The 26240-nt window shown below is 74.4% G+C and carries 24 protein-coding genes and 1 tRNA gene; 12 read left to right on the top strand and 13 right to left on the bottom strand.

Going from position 1 to position 26240, the window contains the following annotated elements:
- On the top strand, window positions 1–800 hold an 800-nt coding region (locus tag VF468_20335; protein ID HEX5880638.1), incomplete at its 5' end, for a site-specific integrase.
- On the opposite strand, the gene VF468_20330 is transcribed toward VF468_20335, so the two are convergent.
- The 5 genes from VF468_20330 to VF468_20310 form a co-directional block, all read right to left on the bottom strand.
- A tRNA-Met gene (locus VF468_20330) sits at window positions 801–877 on the bottom strand.
- Between the two features lie 47 nt (window positions 878–924).
- Window positions 925–3813: a UPF0182 family protein gene (locus tag VF468_20325; GenBank protein ID HEX5880637.1), complete on the bottom strand. Its 2889-nt coding sequence runs from the start codon at window positions 3811–3813 to the stop codon at window positions 925–927.
- Between the two features lie 342 nt (window positions 3814–4155).
- Window positions 4156–5163: a S16 family serine protease gene (locus tag VF468_20320; protein HEX5880636.1), complete on the bottom strand. Its 1008-nt coding sequence runs from the start codon at window positions 5161–5163 to the stop codon at window positions 4156–4158.
- 53 nt (window positions 5164–5216) lie between these two features.
- On the bottom strand, window positions 5217–6227 hold the full coding sequence (locus VF468_20315; protein ID HEX5880635.1) for a rod shape-determining protein: 1011 nt from the start codon (window positions 6225–6227) through the stop codon (window positions 5217–5219).
- A gap of 6 nt (window positions 6228–6233) precedes the next feature.
- Complete coding sequence (locus VF468_20310) at window positions 6234–7319, bottom strand: hypothetical protein (GenBank protein HEX5880634.1); 1086 nt, start codon at window positions 7317–7319, stop codon at window positions 6234–6236.
- Window positions 7320–7436: 117 nt separating this feature from the next.
- Here VF468_20310 and VF468_20305 point away from each other — a divergent pair, with 117 nt between their 5' ends.
- Complete coding sequence (locus VF468_20305; GenBank protein HEX5880633.1) at window positions 7437–8729, top strand: zinc-dependent metalloprotease; 1293 nt, start codon at window positions 7437–7439, stop codon at window positions 8727–8729.
- Here the strand turns inward: VF468_20305 and VF468_20300 are convergent.
- The 3 genes from VF468_20300 to VF468_20290 form a co-directional block, all read right to left on the bottom strand.
- Window positions 8726–9253, bottom strand: a complete 528-nt coding sequence (locus VF468_20300; protein ID HEX5880632.1) for a M48 family metallopeptidase — start codon at window positions 9251–9253, stop codon at window positions 8726–8728. The genes VF468_20305 and VF468_20300 overlap by 4 nt on opposite strands.
- Window positions 9254–9661: 408 nt before the next feature.
- Window positions 9662–10876 carry an NAD(P)/FAD-dependent oxidoreductase gene (locus tag VF468_20295; protein HEX5880631.1) on the bottom strand — a complete coding sequence of 405 codons (1215 nt, stop codon included), beginning with the start codon at window positions 10874–10876 and terminating at the stop codon, window positions 9662–9664.
- A 78-nt stretch (window positions 10877–10954) separates the two neighbouring features.
- A complete protein-coding gene (locus tag VF468_20290; protein ID HEX5880630.1) occupies window positions 10955–12604 on the bottom strand; it encodes a LuxR C-terminal-related transcriptional regulator in 1650 nt (549 codons plus the stop codon).
- A 129-nt stretch (window positions 12605–12733) separates the two neighbouring features.
- Here VF468_20290 and VF468_20285 point away from each other — a divergent pair, with 129 nt between their 5' ends.
- The gene (locus VF468_20285; GenBank protein HEX5880629.1) at window positions 12734–13591 is read left to right on the top strand and encodes an SMP-30/gluconolactonase/LRE family protein; all 858 of its coding nucleotides are present in this window, start codon (window positions 12734–12736) and stop codon (window positions 13589–13591) included.
- A gap of 87 nt (window positions 13592–13678) precedes the next feature.
- Here VF468_20285 and VF468_20280 read toward each other — a convergent pair whose 3' ends face one another.
- On the bottom strand, window positions 13679–14323 hold the full coding sequence (locus VF468_20280) for a phosphotransferase (protein ID HEX5880628.1): 645 nt from the start codon (window positions 14321–14323) through the stop codon (window positions 13679–13681).
- Between the two features lie 59 nt (window positions 14324–14382).
- Between VF468_20280 and VF468_20275 the strand changes: the two genes are divergently transcribed.
- From VF468_20275 to VF468_20235, 9 genes are all read left to right on the top strand, one after another.
- Complete coding sequence (locus VF468_20275) at window positions 14383–15177, top strand: aldo/keto reductase (protein ID HEX5880627.1); 795 nt, start codon at window positions 14383–14385, stop codon at window positions 15175–15177.
- 73 nt (window positions 15178–15250) lie between these two features.
- Window positions 15251–15856, top strand: coding sequence for a dihydrofolate reductase family protein (locus VF468_20270; protein ID HEX5880626.1), 606 nt, complete (start codon window positions 15251–15253; stop codon window positions 15854–15856).
- Window positions 15853–16206, top strand: coding sequence for a YciI family protein (locus tag VF468_20265; protein ID HEX5880625.1), 354 nt, complete (start codon window positions 15853–15855; stop codon window positions 16204–16206). Before VF468_20270 ends, VF468_20265 begins: the two co-directional genes overlap by 4 nt.
- A gap of 7 nt (window positions 16207–16213) precedes the next feature.
- On the top strand, window positions 16214–17437 hold the full coding sequence (locus VF468_20260; protein ID HEX5880624.1) for an RNA polymerase sigma factor: 1224 nt from the start codon (window positions 16214–16216) through the stop codon (window positions 17435–17437).
- A 91-nt stretch (window positions 17438–17528) separates the two neighbouring features.
- Window positions 17529–18002 carry a hypothetical protein gene (locus VF468_20255; protein HEX5880623.1) on the top strand — a complete coding sequence of 158 codons (474 nt, stop codon included), beginning with the start codon at window positions 17529–17531 and terminating at the stop codon, window positions 18000–18002.
- Between the two features lie 73 nt (window positions 18003–18075).
- A complete protein-coding gene (locus tag VF468_20250; GenBank protein HEX5880622.1) occupies window positions 18076–20655 on the top strand; it encodes an AAA family ATPase in 2580 nt (859 codons plus the stop codon).
- Between the two features lie 55 nt (window positions 20656–20710).
- The gene (locus VF468_20245) at window positions 20711–21628 is read left to right on the top strand and encodes a GNAT family N-acetyltransferase (protein ID HEX5880621.1); all 918 of its coding nucleotides are present in this window, start codon (window positions 20711–20713) and stop codon (window positions 21626–21628) included.
- On the top strand, window positions 21589–21933 hold the full coding sequence (locus VF468_20240; protein HEX5880620.1) for a hypothetical protein: 345 nt from the start codon (window positions 21589–21591) through the stop codon (window positions 21931–21933). Before VF468_20245 ends, VF468_20240 begins: the two co-directional genes overlap by 40 nt.
- Window positions 21930–22361: a nuclear transport factor 2 family protein gene (locus VF468_20235; protein ID HEX5880619.1), complete on the top strand. Its 432-nt coding sequence runs from the start codon at window positions 21930–21932 to the stop codon at window positions 22359–22361. Before VF468_20240 ends, VF468_20235 begins: the two co-directional genes overlap by 4 nt.
- 70 nt (window positions 22362–22431) lie before the next feature.
- Here VF468_20235 and VF468_20230 read toward each other — a convergent pair whose 3' ends face one another.
- The 4 genes from VF468_20230 to hutI all read right to left on the bottom strand — a co-directional run.
- Window positions 22432–23412: a hypothetical protein gene (locus VF468_20230; protein HEX5880618.1), complete on the bottom strand. Its 981-nt coding sequence runs from the start codon at window positions 23410–23412 to the stop codon at window positions 22432–22434.
- Between the two features lie 61 nt (window positions 23413–23473).
- Window positions 23474–24103, bottom strand: a complete 630-nt coding sequence (locus VF468_20225; GenBank protein ID HEX5880617.1) for a cyclodeaminase/cyclohydrolase family protein — start codon at window positions 24101–24103, stop codon at window positions 23474–23476.
- Window positions 24100–25062: a glutamate formimidoyltransferase gene (gene ftcD, locus VF468_20220; GenBank protein HEX5880616.1), complete on the bottom strand. Its 963-nt coding sequence runs from the start codon at window positions 25060–25062 to the stop codon at window positions 24100–24102. The genes VF468_20225 and ftcD overlap by 4 nt, the downstream gene beginning before the upstream one ends.
- On the bottom strand, window positions 25059–26240 hold a 1182-nt coding region (gene hutI, locus VF468_20215), incomplete at its 5' end, for an imidazolonepropionase (protein HEX5880615.1). The genes hutI and ftcD, both read right to left, overlap by 4 nt.

Raw genomic sequence — 26240 nt, 5'->3', positions numbered from 1 at the left:
TGCGTTGGGGGTATCTGGTCCGCAACGTCGCCGAGGCCGCCGACCCACCGGCGGCCCGCACCCCCGAGCAGAAGGTCTGGTCGCCCCAGGAGCTGGGCGCGTTCCTCGACCATGTCCGTGACGACCGCCTGTACGCCCTGTGGCTGCTGGTCGCCACCACCGGCATGCGCCGCGGCGAACTGGCCGGGCTGCGCTGGGTCGATATCGACTTCGACCACGCCACCGTTTCCCCCACCATTCCCCGCGTGGTCGTCGATCACCAGGTGCATGACTCGGCACCCAAGACCGAGCGGGCCCGCCGCCGTCTCGCCCTTGATCCCGTCACGCTTGCGGCGCTGCAAGCCCAGCGCCAGCTCCAGGCCGAGGACCGCCAGGCGGTTGGTCACCGCTATCGCGACCACGGTTATGTGTTCACCTGGCCGGACGGCCGGCCGCTGCACCCGGAAAACATCGCCAACTGGTTCGAGCAGCACACCAGGGCCGCCGGCCTGCCGCGGATCCGCCTGCATGACGTGCGCCACAGCTACGCCACGGCGGCGCTCAAGGCCGGGATCTCGGCCAAGGTGATCAGCGAGCGCCTCGGCCATGCCAGTGTGGCCTTCACGCTCCAGACCTACGGCCACGTCATCCCTGGCATGGATAAGGACGCGGCGGCAACCGTCGCCGACCTCATCCTCAGGAGTAGGCAGAAGGGGTCCGGAACCGTGGTCCCGAACCCCTCCGCTAACAAAACCGCTAACAGCGGCCCGCAGAGCGACGCACCCATCAAGGAGGTGAAGGACGAACGCCCTGCTCAGTAGTGGTGGCGGGGGAGGGATTTGAACCCTCGACCTCTGGGTTATGAGCCCAGCGAGCTACCAGACTGCTCCACCCCGCGGTGCGGCGGCGAAGGTAGCACAGCGGGAACGGGGTCGCAACGCCGCATCAGCCGGGTGGGGCGGTGGTCGTCGGGGGGGTGGCATCGTTGGCGTTGCCGGTGCCGCGGGTCTGGGCGAGGGCCCGTTCTACGAGGTCAGCCATGCGCGCGATCTGCGACTGGTAGCCGCCCAGGTTGCCGTCGGCCAGCTCCTGTTGCGCGGCCTGGTAGGCCTCGTTGGCCTGACGCAGGAGCTCCTGGACATCGGCGGTCCCGCCCCCGGTCGGCGGGGGTGGCGGCTGTTCCCCCCCGCCGTCGGGCTCTGTCGGCGCCTGGCCGCTGATCACCTGGCCGACAGCCTCCGATAGGGTCGAGGCGTAGCCGACCTGGTTGTTGTAGTAGACCGCCACCCGTTGCAGCAGCGGGATCGAGTTGGCCGCCGACCCCTGCACGAAGATCGGCTGCACGTACAGCAGCGACTCCTCCACCGGCACGATCAGCAGGTTGCCGAGCAGCACCCGCGAGCCACGCTGGGCAAGGAGGTTCAGCTGTGAGGCGATCGTCGGGTTGGCCAGAATCCGGGCGTTCACCTGGGTCGGGCCGAAGATGATGCGAGACCGGTCCAGGTTGACCAGGGTCAGCTCCCCGTAGTTGTCCGGACCGGAGTTGGCGGCCAGGTAGGAGACCATGTTCTCCTTGTTGTTGGGCGTGAACGGCATCACCAGCAAGAACTGAAGCTTCCGGCTCCCCGGTAGGTTGGTCAGCAGGTAGTAGGGGCGGGCCTTGGTGCCGGCGCCGGCGGTCAGCCCGCCGGTGTCCTCCTGGCGCTGGAGCTCGCCGGAGCGGTCGTCGGGCAGCGCCCAGAAGTCCTCCCTCGAGTAGAAGACGTCCGGGTTGCTGATGTGGTAGCTGGCGTAGATCCAGGTCTGGATGGAGAACAGGTCCTCCGGATACCGGATGTGTTCCGCCAGGCTCGGGGGGATTTCCGACTTGGGGACGAACAGGTCGGGGAAGGCCTTGCGCCAGGCGCGCAGGATGGGGTCGCTCTCGTCGTAGGCGTAGAGGGTGACCTCGCCGCTGTAGGCGTCGACCACGGCCTTGACGGAGTTGCGGATGTAGTTGCCGATGCCCTGGACGCCTCGGCTGCCGATCTCTCCGCGGCGGGAAGCGTCGGCCAGGTCGACCCGCTGCGCATACGGGTAGTGGGCGGAGGTGGTGTAGCCGTCCCGGATGAACTTGAGCCTTCCGTCCACCACCGCGGCGTACGGGTCGCCGTCCCATTGGAGGAACGGAGCGGCCTTCTCGACCCGGTCGCGGATGTCGCGGTTGAACATCAGGCGGGAGTCGCTCTTGATGTTGCCGGAGATCAGCAGGTTGATGTCGCGGAAACGCGTGGCGAAGGCGAGCCGGCGGCCGATGTCGGAGAGCTGCACGCCGCCCGTGCCCTGGTATTTCGACAAGGCGGCTCCCTCGCCGCTCGCCGCGGGGGCGTCGAACTCCGGCTGGGCGGAGTTGACGACGACGAACTCGGGGGCGTTGGGCGGTGGCTCCCCGAAGTAGACGCGCGGCTCCTCGAGCGAGATCCTGGCGTTCTCGGTGGCGAACTCGGAGACGATGAAGTCCGGCTGGCCACCGCTCACTGAGGTGTTGACCTGGACCGCGACCATACCGTAGCCGTGGGTGTAGGCCAGGTGCAGGTTCTGCCAGGTCCTGGCCGACGGAGCGAGCAGGTTGGGGTCGACCTCGCGGACCGAGATCATCACCTGGCGCAGCTCGTCCTCGACCTCGTAACGGTCCACGTCGACGTCGCTGAAGGTGTAGTACTGGGTGATCGCCTGGAGGTTCCGCACCGCCGGCCGGAGGACCTGCGGGTCCCACAGGCGGATGTTCTCGACCGTCTGCCGGTTCTCGTCGACGACCTTGGCGGTGAGGGTGCCGGCGGCCGGGAACGAATCGGTGTCGACGTCGCTGAGACCGAACGACTGGCGGGTGGCGCCGATGTTGCGCTCGATGTAGGGCCGCTCGCGGGCCAGCTCCTGGGGCTCGACCCGGAAGCGCTGGAAGATGGCCGGGATGATGCCGCCCATGATCAGGGACACCCCGGCGAGCAGGACGATGCTGATCGTGGGGATGAGCAGGCCGCCTCGCCGCGCCCCCCAGAAGAACATCGCCGCGCAGATCAGAGCGACCCAGAACAGCACCTCGAGGGCCGGCAGCTGGGCCTTGACGTCGGTGTAGGAGGCGCCGGCGACCACTCCGCGGGTGGAGAACAGCAGCTGGTACTTGTCGAGCCAGTAGCCCCAGGCCTTGAGGGCGACGATCAGGCCGAGGAGCACGCACAGGTGCGACTGGGCCTGGGCGGCGATGCGGTTGGTCTCGGCCTGGGGGCGGATCCCGCCCAGGATGTAGTGCCCGGCCGCCACCAGCAGGGTGGTGAGCACCAGGGTGGTGAACAGCCAGCCGAAGACGGACCGCAGGAACGGCAGCTCGAACATGTAGAAGCCGACGTCGCGGCCGAACAGGGCGTCGCGCTGGCCGAAGGCGACCCGGTTGCTCCACAGCAGGAAGGTCTGCCACAGGCCGGACGCCTGCAGGCCGACGACCAGCCCGAGGAAGGCGGCGATGCCGAGGCGCAGCGGCCGCAGGTACGGGGAGAGGACGGTCCGGGCCCGCTCGACCTGGGGGCGGGCGACCACGGTGAGGCCGTAGCGCGGGGCCAGCCGCTCCACCATCCACAGGTTCACGCCGACGATGGCCGCGGTCCCCAGCCCGGCCAGCAGGCCGATGAAGGCCTTGGTCCGCAGCATGCCCCAGAACAACCCGGCCTTGTCGATCTCCCGGAACCACAGGAGGTCGGTGTAGAAGCGCGAGACGCTGCCGACCGCGGCCAGGGCGAGGAACGCCAGCAGCAGGACGGCCAGCGTCCATCGACGAGGAGGACGGCGGGCTGCGACCACGAGCTCGGACCTTTCGACGGGCGCCCGGCGACGGGCACTCCGATGCTTCCTTCCAGACCCTAGCACGGGTGTCCGGACTGGGACGGGTGCCCCGTCGCCGGGGTGGCGGCGAGGCTGCCCGTACCCATTTCCGGGCCACGCGCGCCTGCTACCAGGAAGGCACCTCTGCTGGCCGCTGTCGGCGAGGGGCTCCGTCCGGTCGGCGCCGTCCGGCGCCGGTCGGCTCCCGGAGCCAACCCCGACCGGTCCCGGGGTTGGCTCCGGGAGGACCGGTCCAACCAAGGCGTGGGGTCGGCCATCGGCCGACACTCGATCGACTCCGACCGGCCTTGGCCGGTCGGGCTAGCAGCCGGGGGCGGCGGCGGCGACCTCGGGGTCGCGCAGGAAGCGCAGCGCCTCCTCGATCTTCGACACCTTGACCAGGCGCAGGCCGTCCGGGACCCGGCCGCGGACGCTGTCGCAGTTGTCGGCCGGGATGAAAAAGGTGCTCACCCCCTGGCGGCGGACCGCGATCAGCTTCTCGGCCACCCCGCCGACGGGCAGGACGTCGCCGTCGAGGGCGATCGCGCCGGTCCCGGCGATCCGGCGCCCGGCGGTCAGGTCCTCGCGGGTGAGCTTGTCGATGATCGACAGGGTGAACATCAGCCCGGCCGAGGGGCCGCCGATGTTGTTCTCGGTCTCGATCGTCACCTTGACGGGCAGGTCGGCGAACAGTTCCTGGAGCGCGATCCCGACCCGGGGCTCGCCTTCCGCCTCCCCCACCTCCACCGACACCTTCTTCTCGGCATCGTCCCGCTCGACCCGGAAGGCGACCCGCTCGCCGACCTGGTGACGCGTGATCGCCTTCCGGACCTCGTCGGTGCTGGCCACGGCGCGGCCGTCGATCTCGAGGATGCGGTCGCGGGCCCGCAGCTTGCCGTCGGCCGGGGTGCCGTCGACGACCTGGGTGATCTCGACCGCGATCGGCTCGATCTCGTAGCCGACCTCGCGCAGGGCGACCACCGTGGCCGTCTCCTTGGACACGTCCATCAGGATGGCGTTCTCCTCGTCGATCTCGTCCGAGCCCTGCTCGTCGGGGTACAGCTCGGACCGCGGGACCAGCTCAACGTCACGGTTGGCCATGTCGAGCAGGGCCTCGTAGAAGCGGACGTTGTCGTCGATCCCGACCGAGGTGAGGTAGAGCTTGCCTTCGGAGTCGTAGACCCGGGGGCCCTCGATCTTGAGCCGGGCCAGTACGTCCTCCATGGGGCCGGGGCTGAGCGCGACCACCGGGAGCCGGTAGAAGTTGAGGGCGAAGACCAGGCCGATCAGGCCCAGCACGGCGACGACGGCGATCACGCGCTGCCGCACCGGCACCTCCGGGAGTCGGGAACCATCCTCGATTGTCGCACCGCCGGGGCCGTTCAGCGGCGCGCGGGATCGCCGGTGAACAGCGGCGCCAGCTCCTCGAGGTCCTCGACGATGCGGCCGGCGCCGAGCACCACGCACTCGAGCGGCGCCTCGGCCTGGTGGACGGCGATCTCCGCCTCGTGGCGCAGGCGGGCGTGGAGGCCGCGCAGCATGCTGGCCCCGCCGGTCAGGTAGATGCCCTTGTCGAGCACGTCGCCGGCCAGCTCCGGGGGGATCTCGGCGAGGGTCGAGACGACCGCCTGGGCGATCTGGCCGACCGGTTCCCGGAGCGCCTCGCGCACCTCGGCGGCGGAGACCGGGACCGTCTTGGGCAGCCCGGTGGCCAGCTCCCGGCCGGTGACCTCGGCCTTGCCCTCCCCCGGCTGCGGGTAGGCCGACCCGATCGACAGCTTGACCTGCTCGGCGGTGCGCTCGCCGACGACGACGGCGTACTCGCGCCGGATGTGGGTGGCGATGGCCGCGTCCATGTCGAAGCCGCCCACCCGGATCGCCTTGGCGGCGACGATGCCGCCGAGGGCGATGCAGGCCACCTCGGTGGTGCCGCCGCCGACGTCGACCACCAGGTGGCCGGTCGGCTCGTGCACCGGCAGCCCGGCCCCGATGGCCGCCGCCATCGGCTCCTCGACCAGCCAGGCGGCCCGGGCCCCGGCCTGGAGGGTCGCCTCCTGCACGGCCCGCCGCTCCACCTCGGTGATGGCCGAGGGGACGCAGACCAGCACCCGCGGCTTGCCCAGGCGGCCGGTGCCGACCCGGTCCAGCAGCATCCGGATGAGCCGGGCGGTGGTGTCGAAGTCGGAGATGGCTCCACCCCGCATCGGCCGGACGGCCACGATGTGGCCGGGCGTGCGCCCGATCATGGCGTACGCCTCCTCGCCCATGGCCAGGATGTCGCCGCTGCGCTCGTTGATCGCGATCACGGTCGGCTGGTCGAGCGCGATCCCCCTGCCCTTGGCGTAGACCAGGGTGTTGGCCGTGCCCAGGTCGATGGCGAGGTCGCGGGCCACGGCCGGCTACATGGGGCTGGCCGGGCGGCGCCCCGAGGCTGGGCGGCGCGTCGCCGGCCGGGCCGGGCGCGAGGCCCGGGCCTGGCGGCGGGCGACGGCCACGGCGGCGGCGGCCAGGGCGAGCCCGGCCACGGCGCCCCGGTAGATGTCGCTGCGGCGGACCTGGACCCCGCCGACCAGGACCCCGTCCGGCACCTGCCCGCCCGCCTCGGTGAACGCCTCGGCGCTGGAGCGGGTCGGGGCCCAGCCGGCCTGGCGCAGCCGGGCGTTGTCGAGCACCCACGGGTGGAGGTGGTAGGCGAGCTCGCCCGGGGTCGCGGCCGAGACGCCGGCCCGCTGGAGCCGTTCGGCGGTGACCTGGGCGATCCGCTGCGGCACCTGGAGGCGGCGCCGGCCGGCCCCGGCCGCCCGGACGGCGTCCCTGGCCCCGATCCAGTCGTCGGGGGCGACGTTGTAGACGCCGCGCAGCCGGCCCGAGGTCGCCAGCGCCAGGGCCGAGACGGCGTCGGCGGGGGCCAGGCACTGCCGCGGCGGGTCCTGGCCCTGGACCCCGACCATGGCCGGCGCCATCAGGCTCCGGGACAGGAAGGTCCCCCAGGCCGGTGTCCACACCCCGGCGCCGCGCAGCACCACCACCGCCGTGCCCTCTCCCAGCGACGCCTCCAGCGCCAGCCGTTCGCTGTCGGCGAGCACGCCGGCCGCCGGGAACTCGGGGTTGGGCCGCAGCGGCTGGTCCTCGGTGATCGGGACCGGGTTGTCGGGGTGGGCGCCGTAGACGACCCCGCTCGACCACAGCACCACCGTGGCCGCGCCGGCGGCGGCCTCCAGGGCGTGCCTGGTCCCCTCCAGCACCCGGTTCCGGCGCCCCTCCTCGTTGCGGTCGGCGGCGTCGACCAGCGGGAACAGCACCACCGTGTCCGCCCCGGCCAGCGTTCCGGCGAAGGTCGGGTCGCCGGGACCGACCTGGACGAACTCGAACTTGGGCCCCAGCAGCGGCGGCTCGTGCCGGGACAGCCCCAGCACCCGCTCGACCCCCGGGTCGTCCTCCAGGGCCAGCGCCAGCGCCCCCGCCGCGGGGTGCAGCGCGCCCACCATTGCCACCGTCCGACCCACCGTGGTGCCTTTCGTCGCCGTCCAGAAGCGCCCAGGCTACCCGGAGGGGGCGGGTTCTAGCCGTCTTGTCGTGACGCCGCGGGTAGCATGAGACCCATGACCGAAGGGCCGGGCGGCTCCGGCGATTTCTTCGGGCGGATCCCGTTGTTCCGGGAGTTCGCCAGGCTGATGGCGACCGCGTCCGGGCCGGTCAACTGGGAGCTGGCCCGGCAGGTGGCGGTGGCCACCGCGGCCGGGGCCGAGGACCTCGGCATGATGCCGCAGCTGCCGCGGCCGGCGGCCGCCCCCGACCCGGGCGAGGCGCGCTCCTGGGACGACCGGCTGCGCCTGGCCGAGCTCTGGGTCGACCCGGTGACCAGCCTGCCCGGCCCCGGGGTGGCCCTGGCGGCCCGGCCGGTGAACCGCCCCGACTGGGCCGAGGCCGTCCTCGGCGGCTTCGCCCCCCTGGTCGAGCCGGGCGCCCGCCGGGTCGCCGAGGCCCTCGGCAGCGGGGCCGGCATGGGCCCGCCCGGGGTCGGGGACATGATCAGCCGGGTCGGGGGCCTGGTCGCCGGCCTCCAGGTGGGCACGCTCGTCGGCCAGCTCGCCCGCTCCGTGCTCGGCCAGTACGAGCTGGCCATGCCAGGGCCCGACCCGGCCAAGGTGCTGCTGGTGCCCGAGAACGTGGCCGCCTTCGAGCGGTCGGCCGACCTGCCCGGCGACCAGCTGCGGCTGTGGCTGGCCTGCCATCAGGTCGCCGGCCAGCGCCTGCTCGCCGGGGTGCCGTGGCTCGGCGACCAGCTCCGCCGGGTGGTGGACGACGTCGCCCTCCAGACCGAGCCCGACGCCTCCCAGATGATGGACCGGCTCCAGTCGCTGGACATGGCCAACCCCGAGGCCCTCCAGGAGCTGCTCGCCGGCGGCGGGGAGGGTCTGCTGGGCCCGCCGAGCGCCGCCCTCCAGGCGGCCACGGGGCGCCTGGAGGTGCTGCTCGCCCTCGTGGCCGGCTACACCCTGGTGATCGCCGGTCGTGCCCTGGAGGGCCGGCTCCCCGGCCTGGCCGCCATCGAGGCCGCGGTCGGCCGCCGCGACGCCGACCCGCAGTCCCCCGCCCGCCTGTTCGCCCTGCTGCTCCGGGCCGACCCGGAGCGCGCCGCCGCCTCCCGGGGGGAGCGCTTCTGCCACGAGGTCCTGGCCGCCACCGACATCGAGGGCCTGGACCAGGTCTGGTCGCACCCGGAGAACCTGCCCACGGCCGAGGAGCTGGACGTGCCCGGCCGCTGGCTGGAGCGGGTCGGCCTGGTCGGCGGCGCCGAGGTCGACCTGGACGAGGGCCTGCGCGCCCTCCTGGAGGCCGAGGAGGCCAAGGACGAGGGCGACGACGGGGACGACCGGCCCGCTCCGGGCTAGCTCTCGTCGTCCTCCATCCCCTTGGCGATCAGGAACCCGCGGGCCCGCTCCGAGAGCGGGTAGCGGTCGACCAGCCGCCAGAACGCTGGCGAGTGGTCGGGCACGGCCAGGTGGGCCAGCTCGTGGACGAGCACGTAGTCACGGACCCAGGGCGGCCAGGGGGCGAGCCGGTCCGACAGCCGGATGGTGCCGTCGTCGGGGGTGCAGGAGCCGTACCGGGCCCGCATGTTCCCCACCCACCGGACCGAGCGCGGCTCGACCATCCCCTCCAGGTAGCGGCGGGCCAGCAGCCGGGCCCGCCGCTCCAGCTCGGCGTCCCCGGGCGCGACCCGCCGGGCCCGCCGCTCCAGCCGCTCCAGCATGGTCGCCACCCAGTGGTCCTCCTCCCGCCGGCTCATCCGGGCCGGCAGCAGGACCACCACCGTCTCCCCCTGCCGGTAGGCGGTGACGGTCTTGCGCCGCCGGGCGCTCCGGACGACCTTGACCGGTGGCCGGCTCGAGTCAGGTGACTTCTGCGTGCTCATCGCCCGGAGTATCGCACCAGCTCGCGACACCCCAAGCGCATCTTTTTCCTGTCCACAGGACCTGTCGAACCATTCCAGCAGGTCGAAGTCGGCAAAGAATTTCTCGTTCAACCTGCCGTCCCCGAGCTTTCCACCGGTTGTCCACAGCCGTCCCTGCGGCCGTCAACAACAGCGCCCGACTTGTCCCCAGCGTCATCCACAGGCCTCAGATCGTTCGCGTTGACGACCCCCCACCCGCGTGCGATCGTGCTCGACGACACGAGACCCCCGGAGAGACAACGGTCCTCGCTCTGTAAGGGGAAGGCAGAGCGCGGACCCGCGGATCACCGGGGGTCTCGTGAGCCATGACCAGGGCGAACGCCCGGTGGCCGGTTCACTTCGAGGGCCGCGTGGACCTCCTCATCGTGCTCAGCGCGCCCCGGCGAGGATCCGTCCGACGTTCTCCTCGGAGAAGAACTCGGCCGGCGAGGTCACGCCCGCCATGACCCGCGCGAAGCCGTCCATCGCCTGCTGGCTGCCGTGCACGGCTGCCAGCAGGTGCTGGAGCTCGGGCGGTGGGGGCTCGAGCGTCGCGAGCTGGGTGGTGAGCTCGTACATCGGCAGGACCTGCTGGTCGCGCGTTGCCTGGTAGCGGCCCATCGCGGTCTCGAAGACGCTGGCGCCGGAGAACGCCTCGTCCAGTGCCGTGGCGCAGAGCTCGGCGTCGCGGAAGGCGTCGTGGATCCCGTGGCCGGTGATGAAGTCCTTGTTGTAGCCGGCGTCGCCGACCAGGGCCCAGCCCGGCCCGTAGGGCTTGCGGAAGTAGTTCAGGACGGCGGTGCCGACGTAGCGCGCCTCGCGGGTGGCGCCGCGGACGCGGTCGGCGAACTCGGGGGCCAGCTCCAGCATCTTGAGGTAGTTGCCCTCGATGTCGTTCTTGTTGGCCTCGAACTCCAGGAACGGCCAAGCGCCGATCACCACCGTCAGGTCGTCGTTGGTCGGCCAGGCCGCGAAGCCCCGGTCGGGGCGGACCCAGGTCTCGAAGCGGCCCTCCATCGGCAGCCCGCTCCAGTAGGTGTAGTAGCCGGCCAGGAGCTGCGGCTTCTCGTTGTACTGCTCGGGCCGCACCGCGCGGGCGACCAGCGAGTGCCGGCCGTCCGCCCCGACGACCACCCGGGCGCGCTCGGTCACCGTGCCGCCGCGCCTGCCGTGGCCGCGGACGCCGGTGACGCGCCCGTCCTCGGTGAGGACCTCCTCGACGGTGAACCCCTCCCGGACCTCCGCCCCCGCCTCGGCCGCGGCGCCGGCCAGCTGCTGGTCGAGCACGGTCCGCCGGGGGCCGTAGGCGACCGGTGTCTCGTCGGTGCCGGGCGCCCCGGAGATGGTGAAGGGGCCGAAGTCGAACGCGTAGGTGTGGATCGGCGGGCACCCGGTCGCCGTGACCAGGTCGAGCAGCCCCCACCGGCGCAGCGAGGCCACGCCCGGCGGGTGGACGATGTGGGTCGAGAGCGTGTCGCTCGGGAAGGTCGCCCGGTCGACGACCAGGACCTTGTAGCCCTTGCGGGCCAGCAGCATCGCGGTCGGCGACCCGGCGCAGCGCCCGCCCACCACGATCGCGTCGTACCGGTTCCCGTTCATGCTCATGCGCGTCCCCTCCTGCTCGGCGCGGATGGGGAGAGCATCACGGCCGGCCGGCCGGGGAGCATCGGGGAGGTCCCCTATCTAGGGGCTGATCTTCTGCCGGGTGGCGTAGGCGGCCGCCTCGGCCCGGTTCCGCAGGCCGAGCTTGGACAGCACGCTGCCCACGTGGTGCTCGACGGTCTTGCGGGTGATGAAGAGGCGGTCGCCGATCTCGGGGTTGGACAACCCTGCCCCGATGAGCTCGAGCACCTCCGCCTCCCGCCTGGTCAGCGCGCCCATCCCCTTGGGGCCGGTGCGGATCGGGGCGCCGAGCGACCGCAGCAGCGCCGCGGCGGCGTCCGCGTGGCGGGTGGCCTCCAGCCGCTCGAAGTCCTGGAGGGCCAGCTTCGCCTCGGCGATCGCGACCTCGGGAGAGCCTTCCGCGAGCGCGCGCGCCAGCTCCAGGCGCGTCCGCGCGAGCTCCATCGGCAGCTGTGCCCTGGCAAAGCCCTCCAGCGCCTCGTGCAGGCAGGCCCGCGCGTCCCCCTCCCCGCTGGCCACGCAGACCCGACCCTTGGCGAGCGCGGCGGCGGCCTTGAGGTAGGGTCCCCGCTGTTCGGCGGCGATGCGGTCGAGCCGTTCGGCGACCCGGGCGGCGGCATCGACGTTCCCCTCCTCCAGGTGGACGTCCACCAGGAGCGCGAGCAGCGGGCCCACCATGGTGAACTCGCCGACCGTGGGAACCTCGTCGTCGGGGGCGTCGGTGGCCCGCTCGAGCAGGTCCCGCGCGAGCGCCACCTCCCCCTTGGCGAGGCGGAGCGCGGCGAGCGCACGGACCGCGTCCGGATGGTGCTCGAGGCCGTCGAGCAGCTGGGCGGCCTCCTCAAGGCGGACCTGCCGGACGCGCAGGTCCGCCAGCCGGATGATCGCCGCGTCGCGCCGCGGCGAGCGCCCCCGGTCGAACTGCCTGGCCGCCTCGAGCAGTTCGACCTCCGCCTGGTCCCAGCGGCCGGCCGCCGTGAGGATGCCGCCGTAATGGGCACGGCAGAACGCGGCGACGACGTTGCTCCGCCGCATCCGCTCGGTGGCGGCACGGATCCACTGGTCCGCGCGTGGGATGTCGTTGACCAGCTCGCACCCCCAGAAGAGGGCGCAGAAGATCTCGTCCACGGTGGCGAACTCGGTCAGCTCGCCGGCCAGGAGCGCCGCCATCGCCTCGTCGCAGAGCGCCAGCCCCTCCTCGACGCGGTCGACCATCAGGTACACGCCGCCGAGGTAGGACACGGCCAGGAACTCGAGGTCGGGATCACGGAAGCGGCGTCCGATCGCGATCGCCTCGCGGGCCAGGGACTCGCGCACCTGCGCGTCGAGCTCCGAGAAGGCCCGGATCATCAGCACCCAGCCGCGCTCAGGCCCGTCCTCGCCCGCCTCCTCGAGGATGGCGCTGGCCCGCGCCAGCCATCCGCTGCGGACGGCCCAGTCGCCGAGAACGTTGCCGGTGATCCAGGCGACCATGCGCGCCGCCCGGCCGGCGGCCATGAGATCGCGCTCCCTGCGGAAGGCGGCGTAGGCGCGCTCGTAGTAGGCGGCGGCCGCCGGATAGTCGCACTGAAGATATCGGGCCTCGCCGAGGCCCTCCAGCGCCTCGCCCGACCCGTCCTCGGCCAGGGCGAGCTCGAACGCGCGTTGGGCGGTCGCGGCGTCGCCGTCGCGCAGCGCCGCCCGGCCCTGTTCGATCGTGGGTGAGGTCACGGGCCGATGATGACACGCGCGAGTCCGCGCCGGCGCCAGGTCGAACGCACCCGTCACGGGTGTCGATCCGGACGGTTGCCGTTCGTTTCAATGGCGACAGGTCCCGTCGATGCTGAGGGAGCGACCACGATGACCGAGGTCCTGCTGACCGGGTTGAAGATCGGCGAGTCGGCGCGCTGGCACGATGGCCGGCTGTGGCTGTCCAACTGGGGGACGCAACAGATCCTGGCTGTCGACCTCGACGGCAACGCCGAGGTGATGGCCACCGTGCCGACGACCTTTCCGTTCTCGATCGACTGGCTGCCGGACGGGCGGCTGCTGGTGGTGGCCGGGCCCGAGGGCCGGCTGCTGCGCCAGGAGCCCGATGGCTCACTGGTCGACCACGTCGATCTGGGCGGGCTCGGCGCGGGCCTCAACGAGATCGTCGTGGACGGCCGGGGCATGATCTACGTCAACGGCGGCGCCGACTTCCACCCCGGCGAGGGCGAGGCCCCCGGGTTCATCGCGCTGACCACGCCGGACGGTCTGGTACGGCGGGTCGCGGAAGGCATCGCGTTTCCCAACGGGATGGCGGTCACCCCCGACAACTCGACGCTGATCGTCTCGGAGTCGTTCGCGGGCACGCTCACCGCCTTCGCCATCGGCCCGGACGGGAGCCTGTCGAACCGGCGCGTGTGGGCCGCGCTGCCCGGCGACGGCATTGTCCTGGACACCGAAGGAGCCGTGTGGACGCCAGGTTGGACCGAGACCGGCCCGGCCTGCCTGCGGGTCGCCGAGGGCGGGGAGGTGCTGGACACGGTCCCGCTCGACCGGGCCGGGTTCGCGTGCACGCTCGGCGGCGAGGACGGCCGGACGCTGTTCATGCTGGCGGCGGACTGGCGAATGCAGGACGGCTTCGAGGACAACATCAAGCGCCTCACGACCGGACCGGAGACCGGCCAGGTCCTCACCGCCCGCGCCCCGGCCGCCCATGCCGGCCACCCCTGACGACCGGCACTCGAAGGTTCGGCCGATGCTGCGCCGGTGACGGGTGCTTGGGGGATCTAGCGTTCCGGTCGACCGGGCTGTACCTGATCACGCACTCGAGCGCGCCCGAGCGGCAGCTCGAGCTCTGGAAGCGGCACCGGGCGTGCTGGGACGAGGCGGTCGACCTGGCGGCGGTGCCGGGGGAACGGCTCCAGATCCCGTACGAGGGCACGTCCCTGCCCGGGTACTTCTTCCGGGCGCCCGATGCCGGGCCCGGCGGGTTGGCGGCGCTGGAGCGCGGCTACCACGGAACGCCTCCCGGCCCACCAGCCGGATCAGCTCCGGCGTCGCCGGCACGGCGTGGACCTGCCGCATGGTGGCCCCGAGCTCGCGCCACTGGGCCGGTGACAGCCCGGCCTCGGCGCCGGGGCGGGCCTCCAGCAGCGGGTACAGGGCGAGGGCGAAGCGGCCCACCGTCACCGAGGACGCGCCGGTCGAGGTGGCCAGCGGGGCCAGGACGTTCGGCACCCCGCGGCGCTGGAGGAGGGCGGGGACGGCCGCCCCGCGTCCGGGGCTGGGGCCGGCCCGGACCTTGAGGAACCAGGCCGGGCCGGCCGCCGTCTCGACCCGGTAGGACCAGGAGTCGGCGTCGTTGCCGACCGGGAGGCGCACCAGCCTGACCGCCTCGACCCCGAAGCCGCCGCGCAAGGCGGTGACGATGGTGCCGTCGGGCAGGTCGGGCGGGTGCCTCATCCGCCTGGACTCTACCGGGCCGGCTCGACGTTCTCGTGCCGGTGGGCGACGATGTCGTCATGTCCCCTGACCGCCAGCCCGCCGTGGCCCTCGACCGGGGCGGGGCCATGCCGCTGGTCGGGCTCGGCACCTGGCAGATGACGGGCGGGCGCTGCCAGGCGGCCGTCCGCTCGGCGCTGGAGGCCGGCTACCGCCACCTCGACACGGCCACCATCTACCGCAACGAACGCGAGGTGGGCCGGGCGGTCCGCGACAGCGGGGTCCCGCGCGAGCAGGTGTTCGTCACCACCAAGCTGCCGCCGGGCAACGCCGGCCGGGAGCGGCGCACGCTCACCGAGAGCCTTCGGGCGCTGGGCATGGACCATGTGGACCTGTGGCTGGTCCACTGGCCGCCCCGGGCCCGGGCCCTGGTGCCGACCTGGGAGGCGCTCCTGGCCGCGCGCGACCAGGGGCTGGCCCGCGCCGTCGGGGTCAGCAACTACAGCCCGGCCCAGCTGGACGAGCTGATCGACGCCACCGGCCAGGCACCCCAGGTCAACCAGATCCCGTGGGCGCCTGCCCTGTACGACGCCGCCCTGCTCGACGCCCACCGCCGGCGCGGCGTCGTCCTGGAGGGGTACAGCCCGTTCAAGAACACCGACCTGCGCCACCCCGTGCTGGCCGACATCGCCGCCCGGCACGGGGTGACCCCGGCCCAGGTCGTGGTGCGCTGGCACATCGACCACGAGGTGGTGGTGATCCCCAAGTCGGCCGACCCCGGGCGGATCGCCACCAACTTCGACGTCTTCGGCTTCTCGCTCACCGACGAGGAGCGGGGTCGCATCGACGGCCTGTCGGCCACCCGCCGCCGGTAGGTGTCGATCCGGGGGGCACCCGTTCGTGTAGAGGGTGAGAGATTCCCGACGCGAACGGACGGAGGGACCGCGGATGCGCGAGATCACCGTGTTCAACAGCGTGACGCTGGACGGCGTGACGCAGGCCCCCGGGCGGCCCGACGAGGACACCCGTGGCGGGTTCGCCAACGGCGGCTGGGCGGCGCCGTACATGGACGAGGTCATGGGCCGGGTCGCCGCCGAGGGCATGGCCGGCCCCGGGGCCCTGCTGCTCGGGCGGCGGACCTACGAGGACTTCCACGGCTTCTGGCCCCACCAGACCGACAACCCCTTCACCGAGGTGCTGGACAACACCCGCAAGTACGTCGCGTCCAGGACGCTGCGGGAGCCGCTCCCCTGGCGCAACTCCACCCTGCTGGAGGGCGACGCCGCCGAGGCCGTGGCCCGGCTGAAGGAGCAGCCGGGCGAGGACCTGACGGTGCTGGGCAGCGGCGAGCTGGTCCAGTCGCTGCGGCGGCGCGATCTGGTCGACCGGTACGTCCTCCTGATCCACCCCCTCGTGCTGGGGTCGGGGCGGCGGCTGTTCCCCGACGGCGGGCCGGCGTCGACGCTGCGGCTGGTCGGCTCGGTGCCGACGACGACCGGTGTCATCATCGCCACCTACCAGCCGGTGACCTCCAGGGAAGGAGCGGCCCGATGAAGCAGTACCTGCTCACCGTGTACCAGCCTGACGGGCCGCCGCCGCCGGCCGAGGCGCTTGAGGCGATCTTCAGGGACCTCGACGCCCTCAACGAGGAGATGCGGGCGGCCGGCGCCTGGGTGTTCGCCGGGGGCCTGCACCCGCCCAGCACGGCCACGGTGATCCGGGTCTCCGGCACCGAGACGCTGGTCACCGACGGGCCCTTCGCCGAGGGCAAGGAGCACGTCGGCGGGTTCACCATCGTCAAGGCCCCCGACCTCGACGCCGCCCTCGAGTGGGGCCGCAGGCTCGCCCAGGTGACCACCCTGCCGATCGAGGTGCGGCCGTTCCAGGATGAGGCCGGGGACTGAGCCTGGCGTGCCGGCGCTCCCCACCTCGGAGATCGAAGGTGTCTTCCGCGAGCACTACGGCCGCGCCGTCGCCGTCCTGGTCGGCGCCTTCGGGGACATCGACCTGGCCGAGGAGGCGGTCCAGGAGGCCTTCGCCACGGCCGTGGCCCGGTGGCCGTCCACCGGGCCGCCGCCGAGCCCGGCGGGATGGATCATCACCACCGCCCGCAACAAGGCCGTCGACCGCCTGCGCCGCGAGGCCTCCCGCGAGGACCGGCACGCCCAGGCGGCCCTGCTCCACGCCCGGGACGAGCCGGCCGAGGAGGGCGCCGTGCGCGACGACCGGCTGCGGCTGATCTTCACCTGCTGCCACCCCGCCCTCGGCACCGGCGCCCAGGTGGCGCTGACCCTGCGGCTGCTGGGCGGGCTCACCACGGCCGAGATCGCCCGCGCCTTCCTGGTCCCGGAGGCGACCATGGCCCAGCGGCTGGTCCGGGCCAAGGGCAAGATCCGCGACGCCGGCATCCCCTACCGGGTCCCGCACGAGGCCGACCTGCCGGGCCGGCTCCGGGCCGTGCTGGCCGTCGTCTACCTAATCTTCAACGAGGGCTATGCGGCCAGCGCCGGCGACGCCCTGGTCCGCCGCGAGCTGTGCGCCGAGGCGCTGCGCCTCGGCCGGGTCCTGGCCGAGCTGATGCCCGACGAGCCCGAGGTCCTGGGCCTGGTCGCCCTCATGCTGCTGGTCTCCTCGCGCCGGGACGCCCGCACCGGCGACGGCGGCGAGCTGGTGCTGCTGGCCGACCAGGACCGCGGGCGCTGGGACCGCGACCAGATCGCCGAGGGCCAGGCCATCGTCCGCCGCTGCCTGCGCCGCGGCCAGCCCGGCCCCTACCAGCTCCAGGCGGCCATCAACGCCGTCCACAGCGACGCCCCGGCCGCCGCGGCCACCGACTGGGGCCAGATCCTGGCCCTCTACGACCAGCTCCTGGCCCTGGCCCCGAGCCCGGTGGTGGCCCTCAACCGGGCGGTCGCGGTGGCCGAGGTCGAGGGGCCGGAGGCGGCGCTGGCCCTGGTCGACGGCCTCGACCTCGACGGCTACCGGCTGTTCCACGCGATCCGGGCCGACCTGCTCCGCCGCCTGGGCCGCGACGCCGAGGCGGTGGCGGCCTACGAGGCGGCCATCGCCCGCACCGGCAACGCCACCGAGCGGGCCTTCCTGGAGCGGCGCCGCCGGGCACTGACCCGGTCCTGACGCCGGGGCCGGGACCGGTCATTGCACCGGTACGAGGCCACCCCGGCCGGGTGGATCCTGACCGGGACCGACGACGGCATTGGAGGACACCATGCGCGCCCCCGTCCCGGCGAGGCTCCTGTTGCTCGCCCTGCTCTGCCTGGCCGCCGCGGCCTGCGGCGGGTCGGGCGACGACTCCCCCAGCGCGGCCCCGGCCACCACCGCGGCCAGCGGGACCACGGCCGCGGCCTCCCCGGCCTGCGCCGACGCGGCCGCCCTCAAGGCGTCGATAGCCGAGCTCGACCAGCTCGACCCGCCCCAGGCCGGCAAGGCCGGCACCGTGGCCGCCCTCCAGGAGGTCAGGGACGACCTGACCAAGCTCAAGGCCAGCGCCGGGAGCGAGTGGGGCGACCAGGTCACCGAGCTGGACGCGGCCGTCAACGCCTTCCAGGCGACCATCTCCGGGATCAGCGGCGACAGCCTGCTGTCCGACCTGCCCACGATCGTCAGCGACCTGGAGCGGATCGACACCGCCTGGAAGGCCCTGGACGAGCAGATCACGGAGACCTGCCCGACCGGCGGCTGATCCGCCGGTCGGAATTGGACCAATCGTCCGCCGAAGGCGGACTCCGCGCCGTTGCTCTGGTTCAATCGTAGGCATGACGGCGGGCCTACTGGAGCGGGACGCCGAGCTTCGCCGGCTGCGGGAGACGCTCAGGGGAGCCGTGCAGGGTCGCGGCTCGGTCGTGCTCGTCTCGGGCGAGGCCGGGATCGGCAAGACCAGCCTCGTCCGGGCGTTCGCACGGGAGGCGGCGACCGACGCCCGGGTGCTCGTCGGCGCCTGCGACGACCTGGTCACACCGCGCACCCTCGGCCCGTTCCGGGACATGGCCCGTGGCGCCGGCGGCGCCCTGGCCCGGGCGGTGGAGCCGGTGGCCGGACGCGACGCCGTGTTCGGCGCCGTCCACCGGGAGCTGGCCCGCCGGCCGACGGTGATGGTCGTCGAGGACGTCCATTGGGCCGACGACGCCACCCTTGACGTGGTCCGCTACCTGGCCTGGCGGATCCCGGCCCTGCCCAGCATGCTGCTGCTGACCTACCGCGACGACGAGCTGCGCGACGACCATCCGCTGCGCCGGATGCTGGGCGCGCTCGGGTCCCAGGAGGTGCGGCGGCTGGTGCTGCGGCCGCTGTCGCCCGGCGCGGTCGAGGAGCTGGCCGGCGGCCACGACGCCGACGCCGGGGCGGTGCTGGCGGCCACGGCCGGCAACCCGTTCTTCGTGACCGAGGTGCTGGCCAACCCCGGGGTCGAGGTGCCGGCCACGGTCCGGGACGCCGTCCTGGCCCGACTGGGCGGGCTGAGCGAGCCAACCCAGCGGGCCCTGGAGCTGCTCTCCACCGTCCCCGGGCAGGCCGAGCGCTGGCTGGTCGAGGCGCTGCTCGACGGCGAGGTGGCGGCCCTGGACGAGGCCGAGCGGCGCGGCGTGCTCGAGGCCGACCCCGGGCACGTGTGGTTCCGGCACGAGCTGGCCCGCCGGGCGATCGAGCGGCAGCGCTCCTCCACGGCCCGGGTGGCCAGCAACCGCCGGGTCCTGGCCGAGCTGGCCCGCCGCCCGGGGGTCGAGCTGTCGCGGCTGTCCCACCACGCCCACCAGGCCGGCGACCCCGAGGCGGTCGTCCGCCACGGCCTGGCCGCCGCCCGGGAGGCGGCCGGCGCCGGGGCCTTCACCGAGGCCCTGGCCCACTACGAGCTGGTGCTGCGCTGGTCCGGCCAGCTGCCGGACACCCAGCGGGCGACCGTGCTGGAGGAGAGCATCTGGGTGCTCTACAACCTCTCCCGCTTCGACGAGGCGGTGACCCGCGCGAGCGAGGTGGTCGCCCTGCGCGAGCGGACCGGCGACCCGGCCGCGCTCGGGCAGGCCCTCACCACCCTGTCGCGGATGCGCTACATGGTCAACGACCCGGCCGGGTCCGAGCAGGCCGTGACCCGCGCCGTGGCCCTGCTGGCGCCGCTCGGCGACCTGCCCCGGCTGGCCCGCGCCTCCACCTACCTGGCCGCCATCATGAAGCTCACCGACCGCCTCGACGAGGCCATCGCCCAGGCCCGCCAGGCCCTGGAGCTGGGCGAGCGCACCGGCCAGGGCGACGTCGTGGCCCACTCGCTCAACTACCTCGGCTACGCCCTGCTCGACCTGGGCGACCCGGGCGGCGCGGCCCACCTGCGGCGCTCGGCCGAGATCGCCCGGGCCGCCGCCCACTACGAGTACACCCAGCGGGCCTACACCAACCTGGTCGAGGGGCTGTACCGCCTCGGCCGCTTCGGCGAGCTCGACCAGCCGCTGGCCGAGGGCCTGGCCTACGCCCGCGAGTACGGCTTCGCCTCCCACGAGTACAACCTGGAGGCCCACCGCTGCATGCTGCTCACCCTGCGGGGCCGCTGGGACGAGGCCGAGGCCGGGCTGCGCCGGCTGCTGGCCGGCGAGGACCCGGGCGTCCTGGCCAGCTTCGGGCTGTCGGCGCTGAGCCGGCTGCTGGCCCGCAAGGGCGACCCGGCGGCCGGGCCGCTGCTGGAGCGGGCCTGGCGGACGGCCGCCCGGACCGGCTCGGTCCAGGCGATCGCCCTGGCCGGCATCGCCCGGGTGGAGTCGGCCTGGCTGGCCGGCGACCACCGGGCCGCCGCCGAGGTGGCCCGGGTCCCGCTGGAGCGCACCTCGGGCCGCGGGGCCGAGCGCTACCGGGGCGAGCTGCTCCGCTACCTGGCCCGCTGCCGGCACCCGGTGGAGGCGCCGGCGGGCTGCCCGCCGGAGTTCGCCCTCGGCATCGAGGGCGACTGGGCGGCCGCGGCCGAGCTGTGGCGGTCGCTCGGCGCCCCCTACGAGCACGCCCTGGAGCTGGCCGCCTCGGGCCGCCAGGCGGAGCTGCTGGAGGCGGCAGGGGCCCTCGACCGACTCGGCGCCGTGGCCGCCGCCAACCTGGTCCGCCGGGAGCTGCGGCGCCTCGGCGTCACCCACCTCCCCCGCCGCCCCCGGCCCCGGACCCGGGCCAACCCGGCCGGCCTCACCGACCGCCAGCTCGAGGTCCTGCAGCTGCTCGCCGAGGGCCTGACCAACGCCGAGATCGCCGACCGCCTGGTGGTCTCGGTCCGCACCGTCGACCATCACGTCGCCGCCATCCTGTCCAGGCTGAACGTCGGGTCGCGCCGGGAGGCCGCCCGCGCCGCCGCCGACCTCGGGGCGTAGATAGGCAGCGATTGCCGATGTGCCCCGGCCGGGGCGCCGCTACGGTCGGGGCACGATGTCCACCGCCCTGAGCCCGGCCGGCGTCGAGGTCCGCGACGCCGGTGGGTCCGACCTGCCGGCCGTCCGGCGGGTGCTCCTGGCCGCCTACCAGGAGTACGCCATGGCCCTGCCCCCGGCCGTCCTCGGCCGCTACCTGGCCGAGATCCTCGACGTCGAGGAGCGCTTGGGGAACGGCCGGCTGCTGGTCGCCGAGCACGGCGGGCGGGTCGTGGGCACGGTCACCTGGTACGACGACGCCGCCACCGAGGGGCTCGGGTGGCCGTCCGGGTGGGCCGGGCTGCGCGCCCTCGGGGTGGAGCCCTCGGCCCGCGGGCTGGGCATCGGCCGGGCCCTGGTCGAGGCCTGCCGGCGGCGGGCCCTGGCCGCCGGCGCGCCCGCCCTCACCCTCCACACCGGCGGGTTCATGACGGCCGCGGTGGCCCTGTACGAGGCGATGGGCTTCCGGCGCGACCCGGCCTACGACTTCGACGCCACCCGCCGGCTCCGGCTCGGCGGGGTCCGGTCCGTCCCGATCCTCGCCTACCGCCTCGACCTCACCCGGCACCATGCCAAGGAGCGCATCATGGGCGGCCCGGCAGCCATCGTCGGCGAGCTGTACGAGCCCGGTCACCGGAGAGCGCGGGGTCGTGCGGGTCACGCCCACCGGGGCCAACGGCCACCTGCTGGTGGTCGACCTGTACCTGAGCCCGGGCGGAAGGGTCGCCGGGGAGCACGTCCACCCGGTCATCACCGAGGCCTTCACCGTCGTCCGGGGCCAGCTCGCCGTGCGCCACCACGGCCGCGACCGGCGGGCCGGCCCCGGGACCCGGTTCCAGATCGCCCCCCGGCGTGGCCCACGACTTCTGGAACGCCTCCGGCGAGGAGGTCCGCGTCGTGGTCGAGGTGCAGCCGGGCGAGCGCCTGGTCCAGCTGATCCGCCAGCTCTTCCTCACCGCCCAGGACGGCCGCACCGACGCCAAGGGGAGGCCGAAGCCGCTGCAGGCCGCCGTGCTGGCCCGGGAGTTCGCCGACACCATGCGCTTCACCAGCCCGCCCCGGCCGGTCCAGCGGGCCCTGTCCGGGCTGCTGGCCCCCGTGGCCCGGGCCACCGGCCACCGCGCCCTCGACCCCGCCTACCTCCGGCGCGAGCTGCCGATCGTCGACCTGGAGCCGCTCCCGGCCGAGATCACCGCGCTCGTCCCCGGCCTCGCCACCCAGCCGACAAGGAGCACCCCGTGAACTACGACCAGGTCCGCGACCTGCTGGTGACGCAGTGGACGTACACCGGCGGGCCCAACGAGGAGAAGGCGGCCGACTTCTACCACGACGACGCCGTCCTGGAGTTCCCCCAGTCGGGCGAGCGGTTCCAGGGCAAGGCGAGCTTCACCGCCTGGCGCCAGCAGTACCCGGCCCGGCTCGAGTTCGAGCCGCGGGAGCTGCGGGGCGGCGGCGACCTGTGGGTCGCCGAGACCGGGCTGCGCTACGACGGCGGCGCGCCGGTCAGCGTCGTGAAGATCCTCCAGTTCCGCGGGGACAAGATCGAGCGGGAGACGCTCTACTTCGCCGACCCGTTCCCGGCCCCCGACTGGCGCCGGCCCTGGGCCGCCGGCGGCGACCCCGAGGACCGGCGCGGCGGTCTCCCGGCCTCCGTCGCCGCCGGGAACTGACAACAGAGGCCATGGAGTCGGCCGTTCGGCCGACGATCCGTAGACGCCGACGGGCGGGCCGCCCGTCGGGCTACCCCCGGTGGATGCGGAGGCGGGCCCCTGAGGTGCGGATGCTGATGACATGGCGGCCCTGGGCGCTGCCCTCGGCCCGCCAGGCGTCGGCGTCGCGGGTCAGGCCGGCGTCGCGGAAGTTGTCGACGCTGAGCCCGTCGACCCGCACCTCGACGGTGGCCGTCTTCGGCAGGTAGAGGTCGACCAGGCCGGTCGAGAGCTGCAGGTCGACCGGGACCTCGGCGGCGGGCTGGCCGAGCCGGACGGCCAGGCGGGACACGCCCGACTGGACGCTGACCCCGCGCAGGTTCAGCTCGCGCAGGTCGAGGTCGGCGGTGACCGCCCCGGCGGAGACGTCGAGCCGCCAGGCCATCGACGTGTTGAGCCGGAGCCGCCAGTCGTTGCCGCGGTTGCGGGCCAGCATGCCCCGCTGGGACGGGGAACGCAGATCCAGCACGGCCAGGTTGTCGGCCGTCGTCACCTGGGTGCTGGGCTGGCCGGGACCGCGCAGCTCGGCCTCGTACAGGCCGGCCGCCCCGGGCTCGATCCGGAGCTGGCCGCCGCCGAGGCTGGCCCGCAGCTCGGCCCGGTCCGCCCCCGACGGGACGGGCTCGCCGGCGGTGGCCGAGACCGCCGGGTCAGGGGCGGACAGCGACAGGACCAGCGGGCCGACCACGGCCACGGCCAGCAGGACGACGCCGACCGAGCGCAGCGAGCCCCGGCCGGTGCCCCGGCCCACCCGCTCCAGGCCGATCCCGATGAGGGCCAGGGGGACGGCCAGCAGGACGGTCTGGACGATCGAGGTGACCCGGGTGGCGAGGAAGGCGACGGTGACGGCCAGGCCGGCGACCAGGACGACCAGGCCGGTCCAGTAGGCGCCGGGCCGCGCCCTGGGGACGGCCGGGTCCTCGGGGGGGAGGTCGTGCGGGTCGCCGGGTCCGGTGGTGCCGGGCAGGCGGATCATGCCGGTGGTCTCCGGCTGCTGCACGTCCCTGGCCACCCTCACTCCTCCCGCTGGGCTTCCCGGGGGAGTAAACCCCGATCGCCGGGCGACGGGGAAATCACGGCCGCTCGACCATGGCGACCAGCCGGTGGGTGAGGTCGGCGGCGCCCCGGCGGGCGTCATCGAGGCGGGCGGCGCGGGCGGCCAGGTCGTCGCGGACCGGGCCGGCGGCCATGCGGCGCAGGTTGAAGGCGATGGTGGCCAGGCCGCCCTCCAGGCCGGCACGGAGCAGGTGGGCGGCGACCAGCTGGTCGCTGGCCGTCCGGGCCAGGCCCATCCCGGCCAGCTCGCCGGCCAGGCCGAGGCCCTCGGCGGCCAGCTCGGCCGTGGCCAGCGGGACCTCGGTGGCGTCGGCCCGGGCCGCCTCGGCCGCCCTGGCCGCCCCCGGGTCACCTTCGGTGGCTCGGGAGGCGCGGACGGTGGCCACCATGCGCTCGTACACGTCGGCGTCGGTCCGCTCCTGCTCGACCAGGGCCGCCCGGAGCCGGTCGGCCTCGCCGGCGAGCTGGCCGAGCCGCCCGGCCGCGTCCGGGTCGGCCTTGCGGGCGCCGATCCTGGCCGTCATGGCCAGCAGGGCACAGCCGAGGGCGGCGGCCACCGCCGAGGCGCTGCCCCCGCCCGGGGTGACGGTCGGGGCGGCGTAGGTGTCCAGCCAGCCATGCTCGCCAAGCCGGTTCTGGGGAGTCATCGACGCTCCTTGGAGATGGAGAGGGCCTGGAGCAGCCGCGATTCGAGGAACAGATTCGTCGCCAGACCGCGCAGGCGCAGCCTGGCCGGGTCGACCCCGTCGAGGGCGCCGGCCGGGACGAGGCCGACGATCTCCGAGGCCTCGACCCTGGCCCCGGCCTGCTCGGCCAGGGCGGCCACGGCGGCGTAGGCGGCCGCCGGCGGGGTCGCCCGGTAGTCGAGCAGGTTCATCGACACCTGGACCAGTCCCCGACCCGGGAGGGCGACCCCCATGGCCCGGACCGCGGGCAGGCCGCCGTCGCGTTCCCGGACCGCGGACGCGATCTTCCGGGCCAGGTCCAGGTCGGCGCCGGCCAGCTCGACGTTGTAGGCGACCAGGACCTCCCTGGCCCCGGCGGCGACGGCCCCGGCGGTCGGGTGCAGGCCCGGCCCGCCGAAGTCGGGAGCGGGCGGGTCCGGGGCGCCGGCGGCCAGGGCGGACCGGAGGGCCTCGAACCCGCGGCCGCGGACGGCCGGCAGGGCCGTCCATCCGGGGTGGCGGGCCGCCGCCCCGTACAGGTAGACGGGGACGCCGGCCTCGGCGGCGATGCGCCGGCCGGCCCGCTCGGCCAGGTCGGCGCAGTCCAGGTCGGGGTCGTCGCCGCCGCGGAGCCGGGTCTCGGCCCCGAAGGGCACGAACGGCAGCACGTCCAGCGCCCCCATCCGCGGGTGGACGCCGTGGTGGTGGTTGAGGTCGATCAGGCGGGCGCAGGCCCTGGCCCCGGCCACGGCCGCCTCGACCAGGGCCGGCCCGGGCCCCATCAGGGTGATGACCGTGCGGTGGTGGTCGGGGTCGCTGGAGGTGTCGAGCACCAGCACCCCGGGGCCGGCGAAGGCGGCCACGATCTCGTCGACCACCTCGGGCCGGCGGCCCTCCGAGACGTTGGGCACGCACTCGACCAGGCGGGTGAGCTCGGTCACGGCCCGGCCACCACCGCTCCGGCCTTGACGACCCGCTCGGCCAGGTTGACCCCGAGGTGGTAGGCCAGGTCGAGGTAGCTCCGCCCGGCCAGCACGACCAGGTCGCAGGCGGCCCCGGGGGCGAGCCGCCCGGCCCGCCCTCCGCGCCCCAGCGCCCGGGCGGCGCCGTCGGTGGCGGCCAGCACCGCCTCCTCGGGGGTGAGGCCGCCGTGCACGCAGGCCAGCGCCACCATCAGCTGCATCGACTCGCTGTAGCAGGTCCCGGGGTTGCAGTCGGTGCCAAGGGCCATGGTGACCCCGGCGTCCCGCAGCACCTGGGCCGGGGCGGCCCTGCCGGTGCGGAGCAGGAAGCTGGTCCCGGGCAGCAGCACCGCCACCGTGCCGGCCGCGGCCAGCCCCTTGGCCTCCCGCTCGTCGCAGAACAACAGGTGGTCGGCGGACACGCAGCCAAGCTCGGCGGCCAGGGCGGCCCCGCCGGTGGAGCCGAGCTCGTTGGCGTGGAGCTTGCCCGCGAGGCCGTGGCGAGCCCCGGCCTGGAGGACCCGCCGGGACTCCTCCACCGTCAGCGCCCCCCGGTCGCAGAACGCGTCCACGAACTCGGCCAGGGGGGCGCAGGCCGGCAGCATCTCGTGCTCCAGCAGGTCCAGGTAGCCGCCGCGGTCGGCGGCGTACTCCTCGGGGATCAGGTGGGCGCCGAGGAAGGTCGGGACCACCTCCACCGGGGACCGCTCGGCCAGCCGGGCCAGCACCTCCAGGCTGCGGCGCTCGTCGGCGACGGTGAGGCCGTAGCCGGACTTGGCCTCCAGGGTGGTGGTGCCATAGGCCAGGGCGGTGGCCAGCCTCCGGCCCGCGGACGCCTCCAGCTCGGCGTCGGAGGCGGCCCGGGTGTCGCGGACCGTGCGGTTGATGCCGCCCCCGGCGGCCAGGGCCTCCTCGTAGCCGACCCCGCGCAGCCGGGCGGCGAACTCCTCGGCCCGCTCGCCGGCGAACACCAGGTGGGTGTGGGCGTCCACGAACCCGGGCAGCACCGCCCGGCCGCCGGCGTCGACCCGGACCGCGCCGGCGTCCACCTCCAGGTCGGGCAGGGCCGCCTCGGGCCCGGCGAACACCACCCGCCCGCCGGCGGCCGCGACCGCCCCCCGCTCGACCAGCCCGAGCGGCCCCTCCCCCAGCGACGG

Source organism: Actinomycetota bacterium, from assembly GCA_036280995.1.
In the GTDB taxonomy this organism is placed as follows: domain Bacteria; phylum Actinomycetota; class CALGFH01; order CALGFH01; family CALGFH01; genus CALGFH01.
This window is presented reverse-complemented; position numbering and strand designations above follow the sequence as displayed.

Excerpts from the sequence above, each read along its gene's own strand:
- VF468_20295 (HEX5880631.1), bottom strand. The coding sequence starts at position 10,876 with ATGAGCATGAACGGGAACCGGTACGACGCGATCGTGGTGGGCGGGCGC.
- VF468_20275 (HEX5880627.1), top strand. The coding sequence starts at position 14,383 with ATGTCCCCTGACCGCCAGCCCGCCGTGGCCCTCGACCGGGGCGGGGCC.
- VF468_20265 (HEX5880625.1), top strand. The coding sequence starts at position 15,853 with ATGAAGCAGTACCTGCTCACCGTGTACCAGCCTGACGGGCCGCCGCCG.
- VF468_20270 (HEX5880626.1), top strand. The coding sequence starts at position 15,251 with ATGCGCGAGATCACCGTGTTCAACAGCGTGACGCTGGACGGCGTGACG.
- VF468_20300 (HEX5880632.1), bottom strand. The coding sequence starts at position 9,253 with ATGAGCACGCAGAAGTCACCTGACTCGAGCCGGCCACCGGTCAAGGTC.
- VF468_20255 (HEX5880623.1), top strand. The coding sequence starts at position 17,529 with ATGCGCGCCCCCGTCCCGGCGAGGCTCCTGTTGCTCGCCCTGCTCTGC.
- VF468_20280 (HEX5880628.1), bottom strand. The coding sequence starts at position 14,323 with ATGAGGCACCCGCCCGACCTGCCCGACGGCACCATCGTCACCGCCTTG.
- VF468_20250 (HEX5880622.1), top strand. The coding sequence starts at position 18,076 with ATGACGGCGGGCCTACTGGAGCGGGACGCCGAGCTTCGCCGGCTGCGG.
- VF468_20225 (HEX5880617.1), bottom strand. The coding sequence starts at position 24,103 with ATGACTCCCCAGAACCGGCTTGGCGAGCATGGCTGGCTGGACACCTAC.
- VF468_20245 (HEX5880621.1), top strand. The coding sequence starts at position 20,711 with ATGTCCACCGCCCTGAGCCCGGCCGGCGTCGAGGTCCGCGACGCCGGT.
- VF468_20285 (HEX5880629.1), top strand. The coding sequence starts at position 12,734 with ATGACCGAGGTCCTGCTGACCGGGTTGAAGATCGGCGAGTCGGCGCGC.
- VF468_20305 (HEX5880633.1), top strand. The coding sequence starts at position 7,437 with ATGACCGAAGGGCCGGGCGGCTCCGGCGATTTCTTCGGGCGGATCCCG.